The organism is Acinetobacter sp. LoGeW2-3 (genome assembly GCF_002688565.1).
Taxonomy (GTDB): Bacteria; Pseudomonadota; Gammaproteobacteria; order Pseudomonadales; family Moraxellaceae; genus Acinetobacter.
In genome coordinates this window covers 136,274-159,161 of the sequence record NZ_CP024012.1, presented here as the reverse complement: position 1 = coordinate 159,161, position 22,888 = coordinate 136,274, and the positions used below count along the sequence as shown (strand labels likewise).

Genomic DNA, 22,888 nt, shown 5'->3' with positions numbered 1-22,888 from the left:
CTGTGGAGTTAGAATATTGGATATATTTAAATCATGTTTTCTAATTAATCATCATGGCATGACTTATTTTTAAAACTGGTGCATTTAACTATAGAAATAAGTTTTTTAAAATTTAATATAATAATTATCAATCACTTATATTTCACTATTAAGACTAAAGTATTAATAAAAAAAGCAGCTAGTAAATTCAACTAGCTGCTTTAAATTGTTTAACTATAATGATTTATAAAGTTAAGTCAGCAACACTTATATTTTCAAGATTCCAGATTTGATCTCTTAATACTTTGGCTTGAGATGTTGTTATAACTCCCTCAACTAATTCAAAGAATTTATGATCTAAATCTTCATCTGTTAATGGTGCTTCAGGATCACCTTTTCGACATGGGGAGAAGTGTTCAAATGTTTGACCATCTTTTAGCGTAATTTTAACTTTTGCCGCACGTTGATTTGGGAACTTAGAAGTTAATTCATCATCACTTTCTAAGATAAGTTTCTTCATTAACTCGCGTGTTTCTGGTGATGCCATTTGTTCATCTGTAAAAGCATTTAAACGAACACTACCGTGTAAAAAGCCATGTGAGACTACATAAGGTAAGCTGAAGCGACATTGGAATGCTGATTCAGGATCAAAATTCCCTGTTACATTAAGTGCCGTTTGGTATGTACGCACTGTAATGTTCTCAACATCCTCAATCTTCAGGTTCTGATTAAGAATTTGAGTACGAATTTCTAAAGCACCATCAATGGCAGCGAAAGTATGACCACAACAACCATGATTTTTTTGGGTCATCTTACAGACATTATAATCTGTGCCTAAATTTAGAGTCGCTTTTTCCCATTTTGGATCTTTTGATAATGCAGCCCCAAAACCGACTTCACCTTCTAAAATATCTAATGCACCAGTGACTCCTTTAGCAGCCGCTTTCGCTGCAGTAACACCGATTGATGCAGCATGCCCACCATGCAAAGCTTTGGTCATTGCATCTGAACGAAATGCTTGCTGTAAACCTGATGCAAAAGTTGTTGCTGTTGCAACTGCATGTGCAAAAATATCCTTATTATGCGGATCAATTAAGAAGGCTGCAGCAGCGGCACTACCAATTGCACCAACAGTTCCAGTCGTATGAAAGTAAGTATAATGTGAAGGTTGTACAGCCGCCCCTAGACGTGTTGAAACCTCATACCCTACTACAACTGCTTTTAAAAATTCTAAACCAGAACGCTGATATTCATCCGCAACTGATAAGGCGGCACTAATGACTGGTACCCCCGGATGATATACAGCATCGCGAAAAATATCATCAAACTCTACAGCATGTGAAGCAGTTCCTAAAACCCATGCTGCTGTAGATGAGAAAGCATTTTGATTTAGACTTGGTATGCGGCTTTTACCATTTCCAAACTCTTCCTCAAAGGTTGCAACTATGTTTTTCCCAACTTCAGATACGAATCCTGGGTATAAAGCAGAAAACCAATCAAGCACAACACGTTTCGCATGATGAAGTGTTTCAAGATTTAAGTCTCGTTGAGCTTCCAATGCAGCATATTCGGCATATTTTTGAATGAGCGTAGTCATATATCTTTTACATCCTTTTAATTAAGTTCTTCGATTAACCAATCACGTAGTTCAATAATCTTTTCTAATTTTGGTGAATTTTGTGGTACGACAAGGTAATAGCCCAAATCACGCTGAAGTATATAGTCAGAGAAATAGACCAAACTGCCATTATCAATTTCCTGTTCCACTAACTTGGTCTGTGCCATTGCGATCCCAATTCCATCAAGGGCTGCCTGGTAGGCTAAAAGCGAGTTTGGGAGTATAAATTGATCTGTTTCTGAGCTTTCGATATTTTGAGCCGCTAACCAATCGGTCCAATCTAATTTTCTATAGTTAGAATGTATAAGCTTATATTTATTTACATCTTGTGGAGCTGGTGGGCGTGTTAAATGGCTAATTAGAGATGGGCTACATACGGGTCTAAGCTCATCACTACATAAAAAATAGCTATCAACATCAGGCCAATTGCCATCACCAAACTGAATGGATGCATCAACATGCTCTGTTGCAAAATCTACAGGAGCAACAGCGGTTTTGATATTGACGCGTAGTTTAGGGTTTTCAGCATGTAGTTTTTGCAATCTTCGCACTAGCCATTTAGCTGCAAATGTTGAATATACGCGTAAAGCTATGTCATTGTTTTTTCGGTACGAACTCATGCCACGAGTGGCAATAGCAATTTTATTAAATGCAGGGCCAATTTCCGCATAATATTTTTCACCTGCTTCAGTCAGGCTAATTCCAGAACGTTCACGTTTAAAGAATTCAATGCCGAGATATTCTTCTATAAGTGTGATTTGGCGACTCACAGCAGATTGACTCACATATAACTCATCAGCAGCCTTGGTAAAACTTTTATGTCGTGCTACACATTCAAAAGTACGTAGGGCATTTAATGGTGGAATATCGCGCATATCAACCTCCTGTCAAAAGAAGCACAGTATATTCAATAAATATTCTTCGTCCGAAGTAACTGGCTTATCAATAAGTCGTATGAACTGTTCATAAACATGTCTACGACTTGTGTTCCACAGCTTACATTTTTCTGTATAAGGTTAATTGCATAAAACTCATAATAGTATGAGTTATAAAAAAAGCAGCCTCCGAAGAGACTGCTTTACCTAAAAAAACAAATGAAGAGTTATTACTAACGTCTACATGTGTGGGTATGAGAGACAACACCTCGCAAGAACTATCCAAATTACATATTTGGATATGAGAGGCACTGCTTCGCAAGAATTATCCTAACATTACATGTTAGGATAATTCGGACCACCAGCACCTTCCGGTACCACCCAGGTGATGTTCTGAGATGGATCTTTGATGTCACAGGTCTTGCAGTGCACACAGTTCGCTGCATTGATCTGGAAGCGCTTAGAACCATCATCATTTTCCATAATTTCATATACACCCGCCGGGCAGTAGCGTTGCGCTGGCTCATCCCATTTTGGCAGGTTCACGTTCACTGGAATTGACGCATCCGTCAGCTTCAGGTGAGCAGGCTGGTTTTCTTCATGCACAGTATTCGATACGAATACTGAAGACAAACGATCAAATGTTAGCTTGCCATCCGGTTTTGGATAGTTAGGTTTGAAGTTCACGGCATCAACAGTTTTCAGAGTTTTAAAATCTGGCACCAGATCATGTAATGTAAATGGAACTTTAAATACGTTCTGGTCGATGAAGTTAAATGCACCACCCATCCATTGACCGAACTTGTGCATTGCCGGGCCAAAGTTACGTGCACTATATAGCTCTTCTTTCAGCCAGCTGTTGTTGAACTTGTCCGTGTAAGCTGTCAGTTCTTTTTCGAACAGGTCTTCACCTTCCGTGACACGGGCAATCGCAAGGTCACCCCCTTTTTCGACACCGGCAGCAATCGCTTCAAACACCGCTTCACCACACAGCATGCCTGATTTCATGGCTGTGTGTGAACCTTTAATTTTGGCAAAGTTCAGGAAGCCGGCCTCATCACCAATTAAGCAACCGCCTGGGAGGGTGAATTTCGGCAGAGAGTTAAAGCCACCTTTCACGACAGCACGTGCGCCATAAGAAATACGCTTACCACCTTCCAGATACTGTTTGATCAGTGGATGAGTTTTCCAGCGCTGCATTTCCATGAATGGATACATGTGCGGATTTTCGTAAGAAAGGTCCACAATCATGCCCAGAGTGACCTGGTTGTTTTCCGCGTGGTATAACCACCAGCCACCTGAAGAACCGGTTTCAGACAATGGCCAGCCGGCACCGTGCATCACCAGGCCTGGTTTATGCTTGGCAGGATCGATTTCCCACAGTTCTTTAATCCCGATACCGTAATGCTGCGGATCAGCATCTTTATCCAGATTGAATTTCTGGATCAGGCGTTTACCTAAGTGACCGCGGCAGCCTTCAGCAAAGATGGTGTATTTGGCATGAAGCTCGTAACCTGGGGTAAAGTTATGTGTTGGTTCACCATCTTTACCTATGCCCATGTCACCGGTTTGGATGCCTTTTACTGAACCATCTTCATGGTACAGGATTTCAGCAGCGGCAAAGCCTGGGAAGATGGATACTTCCAGTTCTTCTGCTTTTTGACCTAACCAGCGTACCACGTTACCGAGTGAGATCACGTAGTTGCCATCGTTATGCATGGTTTTCGGCACCATCCAATGCGGTGCTTCTTTAGAGGTAGTCTCAGATAAAAGGAAGAAGGTTTTATCTTCAGTGACTGGGACATTTAAAGGCGCTCCTTCTTCTTTCCAGTTCGGGAACAGTTCATTGATTGCACGCGGTTCAAGTACAGCACCAGAAAGAATATGAGCACCGACTTCGGAGCCTTTTTCCACGACACAAACGGACAGATCATTCAGGTTGTTTTCAATTGCAAGCTGACGGATTTTGATCGCAGCAGAAAGACCCGCAGGGCCTGCGCCTACGATGACTACGTCAAATTCCATTGACTCTCTATCAATTTCTGATTCTGGAAACATCCCTTTTCTACCTATTACCAATCAATTACATACATTGATAAGTATAAAGAGAATCTTATTAATTAAATTTCAGAAAACTCATCTAGGTAGAACATACAGGAATCAGGCACTATGATTACTATCCATAGAATTAACTCTGAAAATTAAAGCTAAATCACTATACTCACTTATGCTTAGGCTAAAAAAATTAAAAGTAGGATGGCTGCTATGTGAATTTTGGTCATGACTAAGGGATTAATTTACTTGATTTGAATATAGGAGGTTATAAAGCAAATAGTTTTGCTTACTAATGTATTTTGGCATTATTCTAAATGTAACAGCATCTAGTTATGCTACACCGTTACCCATCTATACCAATAATATTATTGGAATGAAAAACACTCGGATTTTATATGGTTTTACAGGTATCTGTTCTTAATCTTCTCTGATGCTGGTAAGCAAACAGAATTCTGTTAATCATAAGAATTAATTCATTGATAATTTAGCTTATTGTGCTACAAGCATTCTTATGAATCCCAAAAAGCAGGGATAACTATATATTCCTAAAGTGTAGCAACTTGCTACACTTTTTCCTAAATCACTTCTTTACCAAAAAGCTCATTCAGACGTTCACGAATGCTTTCAACAAATTCAGGGTTGTTCTTTAGTTTATGTTTCATATTTCGTTTGAAATCATTCAGACTTATTCCGATTTCAGCGAAGTCCATCTGGAATAAGGTGTCATTAATAACAATATTTGCCTGAGAATCAGTCAGACAACCTGATTTTTTAAACCATTTCTTAAACTGGTTGTATTTATCATCATCACTATAAATGTACCAGGAACGTACATTCGTATCAAATTTTGCACCCAGTTCTTTTACCAGAGCATTATCTTCAAATGGTACATCCAGATAAATTTTCTCAACCGGTGCGGCATCAGTATGGCTTTTTTCTGCTATACGACGTTGCAGTTTGAAATTTACTCCAATAATTGGACGACCTTTCTTAATTGTTTCATATTCTAACTGCAGATCTGTATTTTCATTAATCTCAGCCACGATCTTATCCAGCACGTAGCGTCTGAAATCTACCCAACGATCGTATTTGGTTTCATTAATATCAATTAAAGCTTTAAGATTTTCAAGCAGAAGTGGTATTTCATAGTTCTTTTGTTGACTATACTTAAATTCATTTTTAACAAAATAAGTATACAGACTCATACTTGCGACTGAATCTAATGCAAATAGGTGCTTGAGCTGATAGGTCGTAAAATTTCCACCCGCAAGCTGAGTAAAATAGGGCAAAACTTCACTGGTAAAACGGATTTGAATTGCATTTTTAGAATCATCTTCCCATCTCAACTCACGGATAATAGGAACAACAGAGTGAACCTTTTTAGTTTTTTTCTTTCTGTCATCAGCCGGTTCTTCAATAATGAAGTGAGCTACTCGAGATGAAAGTTCTTTATAAATACGATCGATTGCAACATTAATCGAATTACGTTTACTAAGCCCAAGCAAATCAGCCAAATCATCCTTATATAAATAAATATAAGTTTGTTCAGTTATCTCACGATCTGCACTATTCTTTTCCCCATAATTTGCCACCGCCATAGCATACAACAGTGCTTTATATTCGTTTGCCGACAACTCAATTGGACGAATCAATCGATTGCTGGTACTAACAACTCCATTATGGCGAATGTTGCCAATACAGTAAGGTACATAATTAGATTCTTCTTGCAGCGGATTAGCTTCTGTCATAACCGTAATATTTGTAATTCGACTATTCGTTTATAAACAAAAGTGGAAAAATTTTCAACAATTTCACCATAAGAGTGCAAAAGTGGAAAGCTTGTCATCAAAAAAGGGCAATTGTACGTGGATTAGCATCTAAAAGTGGAATTTTTATATTTTATTCCACCAATAAGTGACAGACCTTCCACCTTATATGAGAAAAAATTGCCAGATAGATGTATTTTTACTCATTATTTTTTAGGTTTAAATGAAGTTGGATGAAATTGAAACTTAGATATGACAAGGCTTCCACCTTTGATATATGATTTAAAGAATCAACTGAATACATAATCATCAGAAAATATCTTTAAAAATAAAGTTATCCACAATAAAAGAGGTCTGCGTGACAGACACTCCACTATTAAAGCTATTTAAAACATCTTTATCAACAAGTTAAGCTATTGTTTTAAAATTATTTAATTTGATTATTTTGACTATTTCAAATAATTGATGACAAGCCTTCCACCATAGTGACAAGCCTTTCACTTTTCAGTGACAAACCTTCCACCTTTCAGTGACAATCATTACACTTTTCAATGATAAACCTTCCACCTTTCAGTGACAAACCTTCCACCTTTCAGTGACAAACCTTCCACTTTAAAAACCATAAGGCATTGTTTTTTATATTGAAAAATCGGCTCTAATTATTAATTAGCTAAATAACTAATTATACTAATTATTAATTAAGCTAGCTTAGGTAAAATTTATTTTTTAAGTTGTTTTACATCTGAACAAACAGGGTTTATAAATTTAAAAACTATAGTAAGTTTAGTGAAAGTTATTTATATTAACTAACAATCAAATACGGAAGCATCTGACACGTATGTCTGCAAAAATTATTGCTGTTGCCAATCACAAAGGCGGATGTGGTAAAACAACAACAGTTGTTCACTTGGCATCAGAACTTGCAAATCTGGGTAATAAAGTTCTAGTTATTGATTTAGATCCACAAGCAAATGCAAGTTTGCACATTGGAGTTCAACATCCTAGTGAAGTTGCTGTCACAACAGCAGAATTACTTGTAGGTGATATTTCTTTATTAGCAGATGCCTTACAAGAAGAAACTAATTTTGAAAATGTATCATTGATTTATGGATCATTAAATTTAGGAAAAACTGAAGATCAACTGAAAGAAGAAGCACCACGCCCATCTGAAGAACTTACAATTAAACTAGAATTACTTAAAGATCTATATGATTTTATCTTGATTGATTGTCCACCAAGTCTGAAATTGTTGACTAGTAATGCTCTAGCATCTTCTACACATGTAATTATTCCAATTGAATCAGGTTCACAATATGGTCTTTACGGGGTAACGGATCTTTTAAATCATATGGAAAAGATTAAACGTATTAATGCTGATCTCAAACTTTTAGGTGCCTTGTTAATCAAGCATGATGAACGTCAGAATGTGTGTAAATTGATTCGTGATGAAGCACTTAAACAAGTTGGTAAAATTTTAGAAACTACTATTCCTCAAAGTACCAAAGTTAATCAAGCAGCAATTTTACAACAGTCTCTGTTAAAAGTAGAAAAAGGTTCAAAAGTACGTAAGGCATTTGAAAGCCTAGCAGCTGAAATAGTGGCTAAAGTATAAAATTTGAGAATATTATGGCGAGCACCAAAGAGCTTTTAGCTCAGAAATTGAAACAGAATACACAGAAACATCAACAAGCTCAAAAAGACAACATCAAAGAGTTGAAAGAATTTCGGCGTAATGTCCCAATTGAGGATATCAGTAAAAGCCCAAATCAGCCTCGAAAAATATTTGACGAGCTAGAGCTAACAGAACTAGCAAATTCTATTGAAGAAGTTGGCCTTTTACAGCCGATTACAGTTCGTAAGCTGGATAATCTAAAATATGAACTGATCGCAGGCGAACGCCGTTTACGTGCGCATCAACAGCTTGGTAAAACTGTAATCGAAGCAATCATTATTGATGCGAACGATGAAGAAGCATCATTGCTGACTTTAGCAGAAAATTTAAAACGTCAGGATCTGACAGATTATGAAGTTTTTGTAGGGTTGAATGCTTTAGACGAGAATTTAAAGAAAAATAAACAGCGCTTAGCTAAATCTCTTGGTTTAAACCGAGAGGATATGTATAAATATCTATCTTATGAAAAACTACCTAAAACAATTTTAAATGATCTTGAAGTAGATCCAAACTTACTTGGACGTACTGCTGCAACTGCATTTAAAAAGTTTTTGTCAGACCATCTGCAGCAACTTTCTGAAGCTGAAACAGTATTACTTAAAGCTTGGGATAAAGTTAAAGATAAAAAGCTGGAGCAGACTAAAGCTGCTATATATGCTGAGAAATTGCTTAGTGAAGGTTCTGAAAAACTGACAACAACATCTGTAATTCGCAAGATTGAATATAATGGTAGAGTTGCTGGAAATATAAAACTCAGTGATAAACAACTTAAAGTTTCGCTGAATATTTCGCAAATTGATGAAGCTAGTTTATTGCAGCTAGAAAATTTTTTAAAAGGGCTAGTTCAGAAAAATGAAAAGGTGTAGCAACTTGCTACACCTTTTTATCAGAAGCTTGAAAAACACCTATATTTTGAAAGCTATTATGAGGAATTTCATTATCTTTAATGAGAGTACTTGAGTAGCTATAGAATTCATCTTGATAAATGAAGGCTAGCTGAAAAACTATCTATAAATCCTGTTTCTGCCAATACTGTTACATAATAGAATTAAGTAATTAACATCTACGCCAATTCCCTTACTATGATCAGTATATTGCTATGTTAAAATGATTAGCTGTTGCTCGTTGTCTACCTAGATTCATTAAGTAAAATTGAACAACTTCAAGTCTAAATTCTTGAGAATATTTAGCCATAGAAAAGCACCCTTCAAGTTAGACTAAGAGTGTCTAACTTGAAGGGTGCTTTTCATCCTGCCAGGTTTTTTCATATTGGTTCGCTCGGTATAACTCCTGTCGTACCTTACAATCCTTGTGCTTATCTATTGTTATTCTTGTATGTAGCTTCCTGCTCTCTATTTCCCCATGATAGGGAATCACAGTCTGATCGCCTAGCCGCAAAGGCCGAGATTTATGTGAGCATATGCGTACACAGACGGATAAAATTATCCCAAGTTTATCCACAGAAATTGTGGATAATTTCTGATCTGTAAGGATTGATAACCCACAATAAAGCCTAATATTGATTAGAAATTAGTATTTTTTTGATTCTTTGGCTTATTAAGATGCTTAAAATAAGTTGATCTGCCTTAAAACCTTCACGATCTGCAACAGAGATTAATTTAATAAATACTTCAGTTCTTTCCATGAGCCAATCGATTTTAAAAAGTTATCTCATAAAATGGATAACCGGTAAGAAAGGTTCTTTATTTTGAATCTATGTTTTTTAAAAGTTAAGTTGTCTCAACTACTGCAAGTCTAGTGTGTAATTTTGAAATTTAATAAAATATTGTTTAATCAATAGCAGGGCAGAATGTCGGTTTCAGAGAAAACCTCTTTACCTTATTAAAAAGGATGAAGAGAACCCAGCCGAGGCTAGGTTCTCTTCGTAGTTGGTTAAAGGGATCTATTGCTAGGAACGTACACGAGTGCGTTCAGGGTCGTAAAATGGCAGCGACACTACTTTGGCACCAAGACGCTTTTTGTGACCGTCTAAATGTCCAACTTCCAGTGCGATATCAGCTTGAGCATATTCTGGTGCCAAGCGACACAGGGCGATTTGTTTTTTCAACAAGGGTGAAAGCGTACTGCTGGTCACTACACCAACAGGAAAACGTCCCGCATAAATTTTATCGCCATGATGTACTGGTTCACTACCATCTAAAACCAGCCCCATTAGTTTCTTTCGACTAGCTGGATTTTGGTTTTGCAGTGCTTGTTTTCCAATAAAATCCTCTTCTTTTGTTTTCATCGGTACGGTAAAGCCAATGCCGGCTTCAAACGGATTGGTTTCAGCATCAAATTCATGAGCTGCAAAAATTAACCCTGCTTCAATACGCAGCATATCTAATGCATCAAAGCCCATTGGAGCAATTTCATATTGTTGACCTTCTGTCCAAATGGTATCCCATAACTGTTCTGCATGACTTGGGTGACACCAGATTTCGAAGCCAAGTTCACCTGTATAGCCGGTGCGTGACACCATGAGAGGAATACCCGTTGGGCCGCCTAATTTACCTAAAGTGAAATGGAACCACGCTAACTTTTCTAAAGAAGGTTGATGCTCCGGCGTCCATATGATTTTACTGAGCAATTCACGACTTTTAGGACCTTGAACTGCTAAATTATGAATCTGTTGTGAGGCATTTCGGATACTGACCTGATAGCCCATTTCTTGTGATTTCTGCTTGAGCCAAATTCCGGAATATTCGTCTCCACAAATCCAACGAAAATTCTGCTGACCCATACGGAAAATCGTACCGTCATCTACCATACCTCCGGTTTCCAAGCAGGACGCAGAATAGGCAATTTCACCAACTGCCAGCTTTCGGACATTGCGGGTGAGAACATACTGCATAAAGACTTCAGCATCCGGGCCAGCAATATCAAATTTACGCAGGGCACTTAGATCCAGCATAGCTACACGTTCACGGCATGCCAGATACTCTGCTGTTGCTCCCCATCCATCATACTCATTAGCGACCCAATAGCCTTTATATTCACTGATTTTGGAGGTAAGTGTATTGATTCTTGAAAAAAATCCAGATGACATGGTCATTCGAGGTTGCTCCTCAGGCGTGATCCGGTAATGCTGGGATCGGTTGAAGTGTTCTGTCTCGGCATAAATCCGGATATGAATGTCAGTTGGTATCCAGCCATTAGACGGATCGATATCATCAGGACAGGCAGAGCTGGCACAGATCAGGTCACGGTTGGCTCGCAACAGCACATAATCCCCAGGTCTGGACCATGGTTCATCCATGCCGATGCTACCGCAGTCCTCGACAAAGGTGTTATAGAAAAAGTTAATAGCAGGCCAGGATGCACGTGATGCGATGTGATAAGGTTTTAGTACTTTGTTAAAATTGTCTGTACAGGAAATATGACCAAAGTAGCCGGAGTCTTCATAGAATTTAGGGCTGCAAGCAGTTAAAAACATATCATGGCGTCCGACAGTATCTTGTACTACTTCTACTAGGCTTTGCATGTCTGTGCCATAAAAACGAGAATGCAGTCCAGGTCTTGGTACGGCCTGGCCTAGTACTGTCCGGGTCGCTACAGCATCGAGACTAATCTCAATCCCGTGAGCCAGTGCATGCTGGTCAAAGGCTAGAAAGTCTGAACATTGTTTCCCTGAAACATCAATAATCTGAATCCATTGACCTTTTTTCACCATATAAGTGCGTGCAGAGGCACGCGGCACATGAATTTCCTGGACAGGTTTAGCCAAAGGCTCTGGCAGATACTGCTCCATGGGCTGTGCTTTATACAGCTTAACTGAGAGTTCTTCCAAGCTGAATGGCAGAGTAATATCCTGATCTAGACCAGTATTAAACACATACACTTGAACAGGCTGATTTGCACGAAGACGTATAGCGTACTGATCTGTGATCTGCCAAGCCTGCTGAAGCAGCTCCTGTGACAGCTGATAGTGATCGAGTTGATACTGCAAAGCTTGAGCAGAAGGTGTCTGTTGCTGGAGCTGTGCCAGGGTCTGTGCCGCTGGACTTATAGTATAGGGAGTCTTAAGGCTTTCGAGTGCTTCGAAAAATGGTTGAGCTGTTTCATTAAGTGCCAGAAGTTCAACGGTCTGTCCAGATAAACATAGCTCAATTTCATCTCCTGTATCCAGATAGAAGCATTGTAGAGTTTGAGGATCCACCCGTAGATGGAGTGCCCTAATCGGCTGCAGCAGATGGATAAAAGCATCCTGAAAGGTGTCTATTGTATTCGGTGCAGATAAATATCCCATATGCTCACCAAAGGTCCATATCATTCTTTGATTATCTTGGCCTTTTTTCAACGCTGCTTCTATTTCTCCGAGGAGATACCTCTGATGGGATAGATGATAATTGGCATGATTAATGCTCAAAAAATATAACTATTAAGAATAAATTCGAATTATTATTTTTATGGAACGATATGAGTGCAAAAATGATGGATTACGGAAAGAATGCATTATTTGAGCATGAGCAAAACGGCATGCTTGCTCAAGTCAAGCAGCTTCAGCAGGAACTGGCAGCGTACAGGTTTGAGTCCTATTGTTTACAGCTGAAAAATCAGCTGAGCCATGTTAAGGATTTGAACAGTGAATTGCCCAAATGTCTGGAGTATCTGAAATCGCAACAACCAGTGGAACATATCCCGGACTGTGCGGTTGTGCTGTGTTATCCGTTTACTCAGGAATGTTTTATCTATCATGCGGTGGAGGAGGGGCTGAGGGCATCAGCTATCACACGGATCCAGCAGATACTGCTGCCATTATCTTCACATAGTGATATTCAAAGCTGGGCAGAAACGGTGTACATCGGTCAGCATGTCGCAGATCTAATGCTGGTCGGTCAAGACTTTATGGTATGGCGGTTGTATTTGAATATTAATGATAGCCACCAGGCTCATCAGCCTTTGCTCCGGCAGCTGGATAAATGTATTCAGCAAGGCTTTCAAGAACGTGATCAGCAGAAACGTTATATACAGGATGTGCTGCAACAGGAAAGGAAAGCATTTTCAGCAGATCTGCATGACAGCATTGCCCAGATTCTAGGTTTCTTAAGATTAAAATCAGCACAACTGTGCCAGCAATGCAAACAGGGAAAGTATCCAGAATTTTATGAACAGGTCGAAGAAATTTCTAGTTATACCCATTATGCCTATCAGCAGGTGCGTGAACTGATCACTGCCTCCAGATTAGCCTATCAGGAACTCGATTTTATTGTGGCTTTAAAAAAAGTTATTCAGGAATTTGAACAGCAGTCCAGTATTGTCTTTGAGCTCGATCATCGGGTGCATCACATCAGTATCCAGCCCAGACAGTCTGTACAGGTGCTATATATCATTCGGGAAAGCTTAAGCAATATTGTGCGTCATGCTCATGCGTCATATGCCAAAGTGACGCTAGAAATTCAAGTGAGTCATCTGCATATCTGCATTTCTGACAATGGACAGGGGATTCGTCCAGAACTTAAACGTAAAGACAGCTTTGGGCTGGAGATCATGCAGGAACGTGCAGAGCGGATCGGGGCGGTGCTGCGCATTTACCCGGTGCAGCCTCATGGAACCTGCGTAGATTTAAAATTGCAGTTGGCTTCGGAGGACTGATTCATGCCATCTATTCAGGTCAGTATTGTTGACGATCACGCACTATTTCGTCGTGGGGTGACTGATATCATCCGGCAGTCTGATGACTTTAGCCTGATGCAGGAATATTCATCCGGATATGATTTTATCCAGTCACTCGGTCATGCCTGTCCAGATATTCTTTTGCTGGACATTCAAATGCCAGAAATGTCAGGCATTGAAGTGTTGAAAGCACTGAGCTCTCGTGAGCATCAGCTCAAGGTTATCATGCTGACAGCATGTGAGGAGGAGCAGGCTCTGCTAGATGCGCTACGCTATGGTGCACATGGATTTTTAGCCAAAGATACCTTGCCTGAAGTGATCCTGGAGAATCTGTACCAGGTATATGCAGGAAAAACGGTATTGCAAGAGAGAAGTATTCATATTCTGGCACAACAATTCAGAAGCATGCCGGTTCAGAAACCTGTGTCTAGACAGCAGCACAATGCACACTTGTTGCATGATATGACCCAGCGCGAACGGGAAACACTGAAGCTGATTGCCAAAGGATTAAACAATAAATTAATCGCAAGGGAACTGGGAATTAGTGATGGCACAGTAAAAGTGTATGTGAAAAATCTGCTGCGTAAATTGAATTTACACTCCAGGCTGGAACTATCAGTTTGGGCACACCAAAACCTGAATCTTTCAGAATTCAATGCTGTAGAAGAGGGTTGAAATATGTCACCTATAATTTCAGATATTTATTCACTGAATGATAATGTAGTTTTGGAACAATGCTGGACGCCTGTCTTAGAGCAGCTACAGGAAGGTGTCGTGATTTTTGATGAACAGATGCGAATTCTCAAGGCCAATCAGGCCTGGCACAATTTCAGTCATGCTGGTACAGGCGATTTAACCTCCCATCTTTATCCTGAAGATTTATATAGTTTCGTCAAAGAAATGCAATCACAGCTGGGTAAACCATTACATATACGGTTCATTGATCATCTGCAGGCACTAGCATGGTTTGAGGCTACTATTCAGAAAATTGAACTTGAGCCTGAGGGTACAAGTTCTTTTAGACGAATCTGGTGCATGATTGCCAGAGAGCAGACAGATCTGGTTAAAGCACGTAGTGTCAAAGATGCACAGCAGCGGATGTTAAAAGGCGTCCTGCAGCGGATGCCTATGATGATGTACCGTTCACGTAATAACCGTGACTGGACTATGGAATATGTCAGTGAAGGCTGCCAACGGATTACAGGACACAATGAGCAAGAGCTCCTCAATACTCCACTCTATGGCCAGCTGATCCATCCAGATGATCGCGAGTATGTCTGGCAAAACATCCAACAGGCACTAGAGCAGCATGGCTGCTTTCATATCCGTTACCGGCTAATGGATGGCACAGACCACGTGCGCTGGGTACAGGAAATTGGTCAGGGCGTTTATTCTGACAGTGGTATGGTGCTGGGAATAGATGGCATCGTCTTTCAAACACAGGCTGAAACCCTGCATTAAAATTAAAAAAATATATACACAATTGTGTACTCATTCTGAGGAATTACCTGAACTTTCTTCACACGCTAAGTTATTTGCAACATCGCATTTGTTTAATACAAACATGGAGATCCACCATGACACGAGTTGCAATTATTGGGGCTGGGCCAAGCGGAATGGCGCAATTAAGAGCATTTCAGTCTGCACAGGCGAAAGGTGTTGAAATTCCAGAATTAGTCTGCTTTGAAAAACAGGCCGACTGGGGTGGACAGTGGAATTACACCTGGCATACGGGGATGGATGAGCACGGAGAGCCAGTACATAGCAGTATGTATCGCTATCTATGGTCAAATGGGCCAAAAGAATGTCTGGAGTTTGCTGATTATACCTTTGATGAGCATTTTGGCCGTCCCATAGGCTCTTATCCACCGCGTGAAGTCCTGTGGGATTATATTAAAGGACGCGTAGAAAAAGCCAATGTCCGCCAATATGTACGTTTTAATACTGCAGTACGCTATGTTAGCTTTGACGATGTAAGCCAGCTGTTTTCAGTGACGGTACATGATTATGCTGATGAGCGAACCTATACTGAAACATTTGATTATGTCGTGGTGGCATCTGGACATTTTTCTACACCGCGGATTCCTGAATATCCAGGCTTCGAAAAATTTGGTGGGCGTATTTTGCATGCTCATGATTTTCGTGATGCACTAGAATTCAAAAACAAAAATGTGTTAATTGTCGGCAGTAGCTATTCCGCAGAAGATATCGGCTCGCAGTGCTATAAATATGGAGCCAGAAATATCATCAGCTGTTACCGCAGCGCCCCAATGGGCTATAAGTGGCCAGAAAACTGGTCTGAACGACCACAGTTGACTCATGTGGATCAGACCCATGCTTATTTTCAGGATGGCAGTTCAGCGGCTGTAGATGCCATCATTTTGTGTACAGGCTATCTGCACCATTTTCCATTTATTGAAGGATCCTTGAGTTTAAGAACCAATAATATTCTGTATCCATTAAATCTATACCAAGGAGTGGTGTGGGAACAGAATCCAAAACTGTTTTACTTAGGCATGCAGGATCAATGGTATTCCTTCAATATGTTTGATGCACAGGCTTGGTTTGCCCGTGATGTCATGCTGGGCCGGATCAAATTGCCATCTTTGCTGGAAATGCAGGCTGACACATTAGCATGGCATGAGGCAGAAAAATCTCTGGAGGATGTGCATGCCATGTATAAGTTTCAGGGGGATTACATCATGCGTTTAATTGAACAGACAGATTATCCGACCTTTGATATTGAAGGTGTGCGACAGACTTTTCTGGCCTGGAAAAAACATAAGAAAGAAAACATTATGACCTTCCGGGATCATACCTATCGTTCTTTAATGACAGGTACCCAAGCCTCCCCACATCACACTACATGGCTGGAAGCACTGGACGACTCCCTAGATGCTTATCTACATGCTGGATCTACAGTAAAGCAAAAAGCAGGGTAATTCTTCTACTCCAAAATAAAGTTCCTTTCCGGCAGAACCTGAGCCTTCGGTTCTGCTTTTTTATGTGAAAGGTGGAGTTGCAGACCAGCTGCATACCTCAAATGGAGTATGTTTTTTAGGGAATAGTGCAGGACTCAGGAATCCTTTAAATATTGAACCATAACGTTTTCAGGGGATGCGTTCAGCTGATGTCGAATACTATGCACAGTACACCAACTTATCAGGATTACCGCGATATTCGAATTTCTGCTTCCTCCTATTTGATCTTGATAGAACAGGAAGATGATGCAGTGCTTGAACAGATTAGAGGTCATTTAGGCGAAGCTACCCCATACCAGTTGCTGATCCAGCCATCTGCGGATGAATATGGACTAGAAGCAGTGCTGCATGCTCTGACTCAATACCTGAGTCAGGCCAAGGCAGGCGTACATAGTATTGTGGTAGGCAATGAAACTTTTATCTGGAAAATACAGCGCTCTTTGACTCAGCTGGGCTGTTTGAAAGAGGAGTTTACCCAGATCCTGCATACAGATGGGCAGCCAAAGAAGCAAGTGTACTGTGTACATTGTGGTCATCAGCAAATTACCCAAGAAAAAGAATATTGCACCTGTGAACAGTGCAAAGTTCATCTCATGATACGTGCTCATTTTTCACAGCGACTGGGTGCATATATGGGCGTCTGTGCAAATGTTCATCAGCCATTGGGAGCAGCATCATGAGTTTAAATATTTCTGTACGTGTTAAGGAAATTCAGCAGATTACGCCGGTTATTCGTGAATTTAGTTTTGAAGCAGTGGATCATCCGCTACTGCCATTTTCTTCAGGCAGTCATATTGTGGTGCAACTGCCGCTGCCTGACCGTGTATTGCGTAATGCATATTCATTACTGAATGACCCTTATGATCAACATGAATACAAAATTGCCGTACGCTTGCAGGAACAGTCCCGTGGCGGCTCCAGATATCTGCATGAACAGGTTAAAGTGGGTGACCAGCTCAGCATTTTAGCACCACTCAATCTTTTTTCGATTCACTCGCAGGCACAGCATCATATCTTTATTGCCGGAGGCATTGGTATTACTCCATTCATGTCACATATGCGTTTTATGTTGCATGCGGGTGACAGTTTTGAACTGCACTATGCCTGCCGTGACGGTATCAGTAATGCCTATGAAGCAGACTTGAAACAGCTGTTCAATGATCAGGTGCATATCTATTCAGAAAAAAACCAGCAGCGGCTGGATGTCGAAGCACTACTCAGTCAGCAGCATCTGAATACTCATGTCTATATCTGTGGGCCTGAACGTCTGATTCAGGCAGTTGCCTCCACGGCTGAAAAATTGGGCTGGTCACCGAATCGGGTGCATTGGGAAGCATTTAACTCACCGGCACCGGGTATTGCATTTGATGTGCATCTGACTAAATCCGATAGAAACATACATGTGGCTAGTGATTTCAGCATGCTGGAAGCTCTGGAAGCTAATGGAGTAGAGATACCCAATCTTTGCCGCGGTGGGGTCTGCGGCCAGTGCGTAACGCCGTACAGTGCGGGAGAAGTGGAACATCTGGATCATTATCTCAGCCTACAGGAACAACAAAGTCTGCTGATGCCGTGTGTTTCGCGCGCCAAAGCCAGGCAATGCCTTCATTTAGATATATAACAACAGGGGAAAACGCAATGACCGTGCAATTCAATCCCAATGAAAACATGCATGATGAGTTCAGCTATTACAACAGCAGAAAAGCAATCGAACGTTTTCCATTTCCATTTCCAGAAGACCAATACATGTATTCGGTCAATATCGAACCTGCAACGTCAAGGCCAGGGACTATTTTCGAGCATTGGTTTGATATAGATGAACATTATGTTACGGAAATGAATGAGCGTCGTCTGACCCTAGAACAGGATCCTAAACGCTGCATTATCATGCCACATATGCTGCAGGCGAGCTGGGATTTTCTGGCGATGGTCATGGAGCGTTACGCTACAGATTATCCGGAGCATTTCCAACTCAGCAAACGTGGCAATCACTGGCACTGGACCAATCGACCGCTGAATATTGATCAGCAGTTTGTTTTTGGGGACACAGAAACACTGCCAATGCATCCGTTTGAATTTATTAGCCGCCAGTTTCAAGGGGATGTAGCAATTCTGGATCAGCGTGATGGTGACCTGTTTATGGACACGGGCATGATCACCGGCCCTGCAGATTGGTCATTGAATTTCGATGCTGGCATGAGCTTCAAGCAGTGGCATGCACCAGTTCCACAGCTAGCCCATAACTTGGGGGTATTCGATCGAGCACTCAAGTTCCTGTTGAACATTCAGGTTGGGCAGCCTTACCGCCGTCTGAACTGGACCATGACGGTCAATCCACGTATGGATACCTCATCCGAAACTTATTACCTCTGGGGATATGAACGAAGTCTGGTCACGGCTGAAAATGCCGGTCATATGTTACATCTGCGTGTCGAACTGCAAATGATGCCACGCCTGGCACCGAGCAATGCACTGCTATTTAGTATTCGTACCTATCTGATCAGCCTGAATGACCTATGCACGAATCCAGCTTGGGCTCAGCGTTTGCACCGTGTGATTCGTGATTTACCAGAGCCTATTGCCGACTATAAAGGCATTAGTGAATACCGTGAACCCCTTGTGCAATGGCTGAGTCAATTTGATTCAGACAACAATTAACTCTTAGCAACTGATAAATAAATTATTCATTTAAGGAATCTAATCGAATGGCAAATTCTTGGCGTATTTCCGCCCTAGCTACTCATCACCGTCAGCTTGGCTCAAAACTAGAAGACTGGAACGGGATGGGCACCGCATGGACTTATAACTCAGATATTGCAGATCACTATACTGCTATTCGTACCAAAGCCGGATTGATGGATGTTTCAGGCCTGAAAAAAGTCCATTATGTAGGACCTCATGCGGAAAGCCTGCTGGAATATGCCACTACACGGGATATTTCTAAACTCTATCCGGGCAAGTCAGTCTATGCTACGATGCTGAATGAACAGGGTAAATTTGTAGATGATTGCGTGATTTACCGTACCGGACCGAATGCTTTTATGGTGGTACATGGTACTGGGATTGGTCATGAAATGCTGGTGCGTTCAGCTGTGGGACGTCAAGTGGCGGTCCTGTTTGATGATGACCTGCATGACCTGTCATTGCAGGGACCTTTCGCGGTAGATTTCCTGGCTGAACATGTGCCGGGCATTCGGGATTTGCCATATTTCCATCATCTGCAAACCAAGCTATTTGGGGCTCCGGTGATGATCTCCCGTACTGGATATACAGGTGAGCGTGGCTATGAGATTTTCTGTAAGGCAGCAGATGCACCGATGATCTGGGAAACCATCCTAGAGAGGGGGGCCTCTTATGGGATTATTCCTTGTTCATTTACTACACTGGACTGGTTGCGTACTGAAAGTTACCTGCTGTTTTTCCCTTATGATAACTCTGAATATTTCCCATTTGAAAATGACACCTGTGGAGACACGCTGTGGGAACTGGGACTAGATTTTACCGTTTCTCCTACAAAAGGTGAGTTCCGCGGCTGTTATGAGCATCAACGTTTACAGGATAAAGAACGCTTTAAAATATTTGGTGTACTACTGGAAGGCACGCAAGCCTCAGAAATGGGAGATACACTTTGGGATGGTGACAAAAAAATTGGTGTGATCACCTGCGGTATGTACTCACCATTGACCGGGAAATCTGTGGCAATTGCCCGTGTTGATGTGGACTATGCTGTACAGGGCAGATCGATCCAGGTTAAAGGCAGTCTGGAGGTAAGTGCCATAACACACACACTGCCATTCGATGATCCACAAAAGCTGAAACGTACAGCAAAAGGCTAAATTGGTTACTGCACTGCCTGCCTTCGGGTAGGCTTTCTATTGAAAAGTGATCACCCATATAAAAAGCTGCCATCAGGCAGCTTTGATCCGTATATGTTTGACTTAAATTGCAGCTTCACTAATCTCTCTGGTACGGATACGGATAACTTGTTCCAAGTTAACTACAAAGATTTTACCATCTCCAATTTTACCTGTTGAGGCAGTTTTAGTAATTGCTTCAATTGCTAGGTCAACCTGATCATCCGTCACAGCAATTTCCAGTTTCATCTTCGGAACAAATTCGATGTTGTATTCTGCACCACGGTACATTTCTGTATGACCTTTTTGACGACCTGCACCTTTAACTTCGGTGACCGTTAAACCCTGAATGCCTTGTTCAGACAGTTCACTACGTACCTCATCGAGTTTGAATGGTTTAATAATTGCTGTGATTAATTTCATTATATTCCCCTTTAAAAATAATTATTGTCTAATAATTAAGCAAAATTAATGCCGAAGTAGTGGTTTTTAATGAGATAAGTGCTGTAAATATAAGTTATTTTTACAGCACTACAGACAGGTTCACTTGAAGACTACGGTTCGATCATCATTCAGGAAAACACGATATTCAGAAAAATATTTCACCGCTTTGGACAGGGCAACTGTTTCGGTATCACGACCTATGGAAACCAGGTCATCCGGTAAATAGGCATGATCCACACGCTGCACTTCCTGTTCAATGATCGGACCTTCATCCAGGTCACCTGTGACAAAGTGTGCCGTTGCTCCAATCAGTTTCACCCCGCGCTCAAAAGCCTGATGGTAAGGTTTTGCACCTTTAAAGCCAGGCAAGAAGGAATGGTGAATGTTGATGGCACGACCAGACAGCTGCTTGCAGAGGTTGTCGGAAAGGATCTGCATGTAACGGGCAAGAATGACCAGTTGAGTCTGGGTTTCATCGACAATTTTGAGCAGTTCCGCTTCCTGCTGTTGTTTGGTGTCCTTGGTGACTGGCAGATAGATAAAGCGGATGCCTTCACGTTCAGCAATGGGACGTAGATCCAGATGGTTGGAAACAATCGCGGTGATTTCAAAGTCCAGTTCACCCTTGTGATGACGGTAAAGTAGATTCAACAGACAGTGGTCGAACTTACTGACCATGATCAGCACCTTCATCGGCTGGGCACAGTCATAAAAACTCGCCTGCATGTTGAACTGCGCTTTAACTGCATCAAAGCCCTGTTTCAAGGCTTCAATATCTCCATCCCCTTCATTGAAGCGAAAGACAATTCGGGTAAAAAACTGACCTGTAGTTTCATCATCGTATTGTGCCATTTCCCCAATATAACAATCATTTTTTGCCAGGTATCCAGTAATGGCAGCAACAATACCAGAGGCAGCCGGGCAACGGATTTTCAGGACATATTGTTGGATATGATCTTGTGCCATAAGGGTCTCCTGAGCGTGATCAATTTGAAATTTTTTTATATATAAATATTTGAAAAATTGAGTGCTCAATATAAAAGATGAGAATTTTGTGTCTATATCGCTTAAGAGTAAGGCTGGCGGGATTTTGTAGGTATGCCTTAAGGGGTATAGGCTTTCTTTGCAGGGCTGAGCACCATGTCTAGAGTATTTATTTCTCAGGCAAGGTTTAAATCAATGGCATGGATTGTTCTTATATTTGCAGGACTACTTGAAATTGTATGGGCATATTCAATGAAACTTTCTGAAGGTTTCACACGTCTTGGTCCCACGATATTGACTCTATTTTTTGTAATACTGAGTTTTTTCTTACTCAGCTATTCAATGAAGACCCTGCCACTTGGTACTGCCTATACTATTTGGGCTGGCATAGGCGTGGTCGGTTCATTTCTAGTCGGTATTCTCATATTAGGTGAATCTGCCAGCATGGTTCGCATTCTGGCCGCCTTTTTGATCTTCAGCGGTTTGATCCTGATGAAAGTCTCTACCAATTGAAATGATTAAAAACGGTGCAATTTTCAGCTTAGTGTACAAATCTAATGCATATATTATTCATATGAGTAAACAAAAGAATTTGTAGAGCCTAATTTATCTTCAATATTTTCCAGTACAAAGTTGGCGTATTAATTGCTTCAGTTTGTCTGCATCACTGATGCATGCATTATAAAAAGGAGAACACAGTATGAGTTATCCAGAACATTTCACGATTAAAAATATCCGTATGGTAGATATAAACACCTGTGAAATTTATATGCTGAATGACGACAAGAAAACCATGAAAGCTTGGAGCATTCAATGTACCCAAGGCATGATTCATTTGTTTCACGAACGTTTGAATCAGTTATTGCAATCTACACAGCCATTTCAGAACCTGCTTCAGCTTAAGCAGTATTACAAAGTTGATGTTTTATGTTGATTCACCTTTAACCGCGGCATAGAGCTCTGTGCCGCAGTATAAATTTTACTACTCAAAAATAAAAAAATATTCATAACAAGAAAAAAATATTCATAAAACTATAGACAGTT

Annotated in this window: 19 protein-coding genes; 12 read left to right on the top strand and 7 right to left on the bottom strand. The window is 40.8% G+C overall.

From position 1 onward, the window contains the following. Positions 1-223 precede the first annotated feature (223 nt). From BS636_RS16095 to BS636_RS16080, 4 genes are all read right to left on the bottom strand, one after another. Positions 224-1,576 (bottom strand): MmgE/PrpD family protein, encoded by a 1,353-nt coding sequence (locus tag BS636_RS16095; protein WP_099339793.1) that lies wholly within the window; start codon positions 1,574-1,576, stop codon positions 224-226. 17 nt (positions 1,577-1,593) lie between these two features. Continuing rightward, positions 1,594-2,472 (bottom strand): LysR substrate-binding domain-containing protein, encoded by an 879-nt coding sequence (locus BS636_RS16090; protein WP_099339792.1) that lies wholly within the window; start codon positions 2,470-2,472, stop codon positions 1,594-1,596. 336 nt (positions 2,473-2,808) lie between these two features. Next, on the bottom strand, positions 2,809-4,530 hold the full coding sequence (locus BS636_RS16085; protein WP_099339791.1) for an electron transfer flavoprotein-ubiquinone oxidoreductase: 1,722 nt from the start codon (positions 4,528-4,530) through the stop codon (positions 2,809-2,811). A gap of 572 nt (positions 4,531-5,102) precedes the next feature. Then, positions 5,103-6,275 (bottom strand): replication initiation protein, encoded by a 1,173-nt coding sequence (locus tag BS636_RS16080; protein ID WP_099339790.1) that lies wholly within the window; start codon positions 6,273-6,275, stop codon positions 5,103-5,105. Between the two features lie 856 nt (positions 6,276-7,131). Here BS636_RS16080 and BS636_RS16075 point away from each other — a divergent pair. Together BS636_RS16075 and BS636_RS16070 are read left to right on the top strand one after the other, a co-directional pair. Further along, on the top strand, positions 7,132-7,905 hold the full coding sequence (locus BS636_RS16075; protein ID WP_099339789.1) for a ParA family protein: 774 nt from the start codon (positions 7,132-7,134) through the stop codon (positions 7,903-7,905). A 14-nt stretch (positions 7,906-7,919) separates the two neighbouring features. Continuing rightward, positions 7,920-8,831, top strand: coding sequence for a ParB/RepB/Spo0J family partition protein (locus BS636_RS16070; protein ID WP_099339788.1), 912 nt, complete (start codon positions 7,920-7,922; stop codon positions 8,829-8,831). A gap of 1,043 nt (positions 8,832-9,874) precedes the next feature. On the opposite strand, the gene BS636_RS16065 is transcribed toward BS636_RS16070, so the two are convergent. Next, positions 9,875-12,238, bottom strand: coding sequence for a DUF1989 domain-containing protein (locus tag BS636_RS16065; RefSeq protein WP_416202917.1), 2,364 nt, complete (start codon positions 12,236-12,238; stop codon positions 9,875-9,877). A gap of 146 nt (positions 12,239-12,384) precedes the next feature. Between BS636_RS16065 and BS636_RS16060 the strand changes: the two genes are divergently transcribed. The 8 genes from BS636_RS16060 (at position 12,385) to BS636_RS16025 (ending at position 20,398) form a co-directional block, all read left to right on the top strand. Further along, positions 12,385-13,560, top strand: coding sequence for a sensor histidine kinase (locus BS636_RS16060; protein WP_099339786.1), 1,176 nt, complete (start codon positions 12,385-12,387; stop codon positions 13,558-13,560). Between the two features lie 3 nt (positions 13,561-13,563). Further along, on the top strand, positions 13,564-14,256 hold the full coding sequence (locus tag BS636_RS16055; RefSeq protein ID WP_099339785.1) for a response regulator: 693 nt from the start codon (positions 13,564-13,566) through the stop codon (positions 14,254-14,256). Positions 14,257-14,259: 3 nt separating this feature from the next. Further along, positions 14,260-15,042, top strand: a complete 783-nt coding sequence (locus BS636_RS16050) for a PAS domain-containing protein (protein WP_099339784.1) — start codon at positions 14,260-14,262, stop codon at positions 15,040-15,042. A 116-nt stretch (positions 15,043-15,158) separates the two neighbouring features. Next, positions 15,159-16,523 carry an NAD(P)-binding domain-containing protein gene (locus BS636_RS16045; RefSeq protein ID WP_099339783.1) on the top strand — a complete coding sequence of 455 codons (1,365 nt, stop codon included), beginning with the start codon at positions 15,159-15,161 and terminating at the stop codon, positions 16,521-16,523. 188 nt (positions 16,524-16,711) lie between these two features. Next, positions 16,712-17,242 (top strand): dimethylamine monooxygenase subunit DmmA family protein, encoded by a 531-nt coding sequence (locus BS636_RS16040; RefSeq protein WP_150129005.1) that lies wholly within the window; start codon positions 16,712-16,714, stop codon positions 17,240-17,242. Next, complete coding sequence (locus BS636_RS16035; protein ID WP_099339781.1) at positions 17,239-18,183, top strand: PDR/VanB family oxidoreductase; 945 nt, start codon at positions 17,239-17,241, stop codon at positions 18,181-18,183. Before BS636_RS16040 ends, BS636_RS16035 begins: the two co-directional genes overlap by 4 nt. Positions 18,184-18,200: 17 nt before the next feature. Then, positions 18,201-19,220 (top strand): heme-dependent oxidative N-demethylase family protein, encoded by a 1,020-nt coding sequence (locus tag BS636_RS16030; RefSeq protein WP_099339780.1) that lies wholly within the window; start codon positions 18,201-18,203, stop codon positions 19,218-19,220. A gap of 47 nt (positions 19,221-19,267) precedes the next feature. After that, positions 19,268-20,398: an aminomethyltransferase family protein gene (locus BS636_RS16025; RefSeq protein WP_099339779.1), complete on the top strand. Its 1,131-nt coding sequence runs from the start codon at positions 19,268-19,270 to the stop codon at positions 20,396-20,398. A 102-nt stretch (positions 20,399-20,500) separates the two neighbouring features. Here the strand turns inward: BS636_RS16025 and BS636_RS16020 are convergent, their stop codons facing one another. Together BS636_RS16020 and purU are read right to left on the bottom strand one after the other, a co-directional pair. After that, a complete protein-coding gene (locus BS636_RS16020) occupies positions 20,501-20,839 on the bottom strand; it encodes a P-II family nitrogen regulator (RefSeq protein WP_099339778.1) in 339 nt (112 codons plus the stop codon). A 120-nt stretch (positions 20,840-20,959) separates the two neighbouring features. Beyond that, a complete protein-coding gene (gene purU / locus BS636_RS16015; protein ID WP_099339777.1) occupies positions 20,960-21,826 on the bottom strand; it encodes a formyltetrahydrofolate deformylase in 867 nt (288 codons plus the stop codon). A 213-nt stretch (positions 21,827-22,039) separates the two neighbouring features. Here purU and BS636_RS16010 point away from each other — a divergent pair, with 213 nt between their 5' ends. Next, positions 22,040-22,357 carry a DMT family transporter gene (locus BS636_RS16010; protein WP_099339776.1) on the top strand — a complete coding sequence of 106 codons (318 nt, stop codon included), beginning with the start codon at positions 22,040-22,042 and terminating at the stop codon, positions 22,355-22,357. A 187-nt stretch (positions 22,358-22,544) separates the two neighbouring features. Continuing rightward, positions 22,545-22,778: a hypothetical protein gene (locus BS636_RS16005; protein ID WP_099339775.1), complete on the top strand. Its 234-nt coding sequence runs from the start codon at positions 22,545-22,547 to the stop codon at positions 22,776-22,778. The last annotated feature ends 110 nt before the right edge of the window (positions 22,779-22,888 follow it).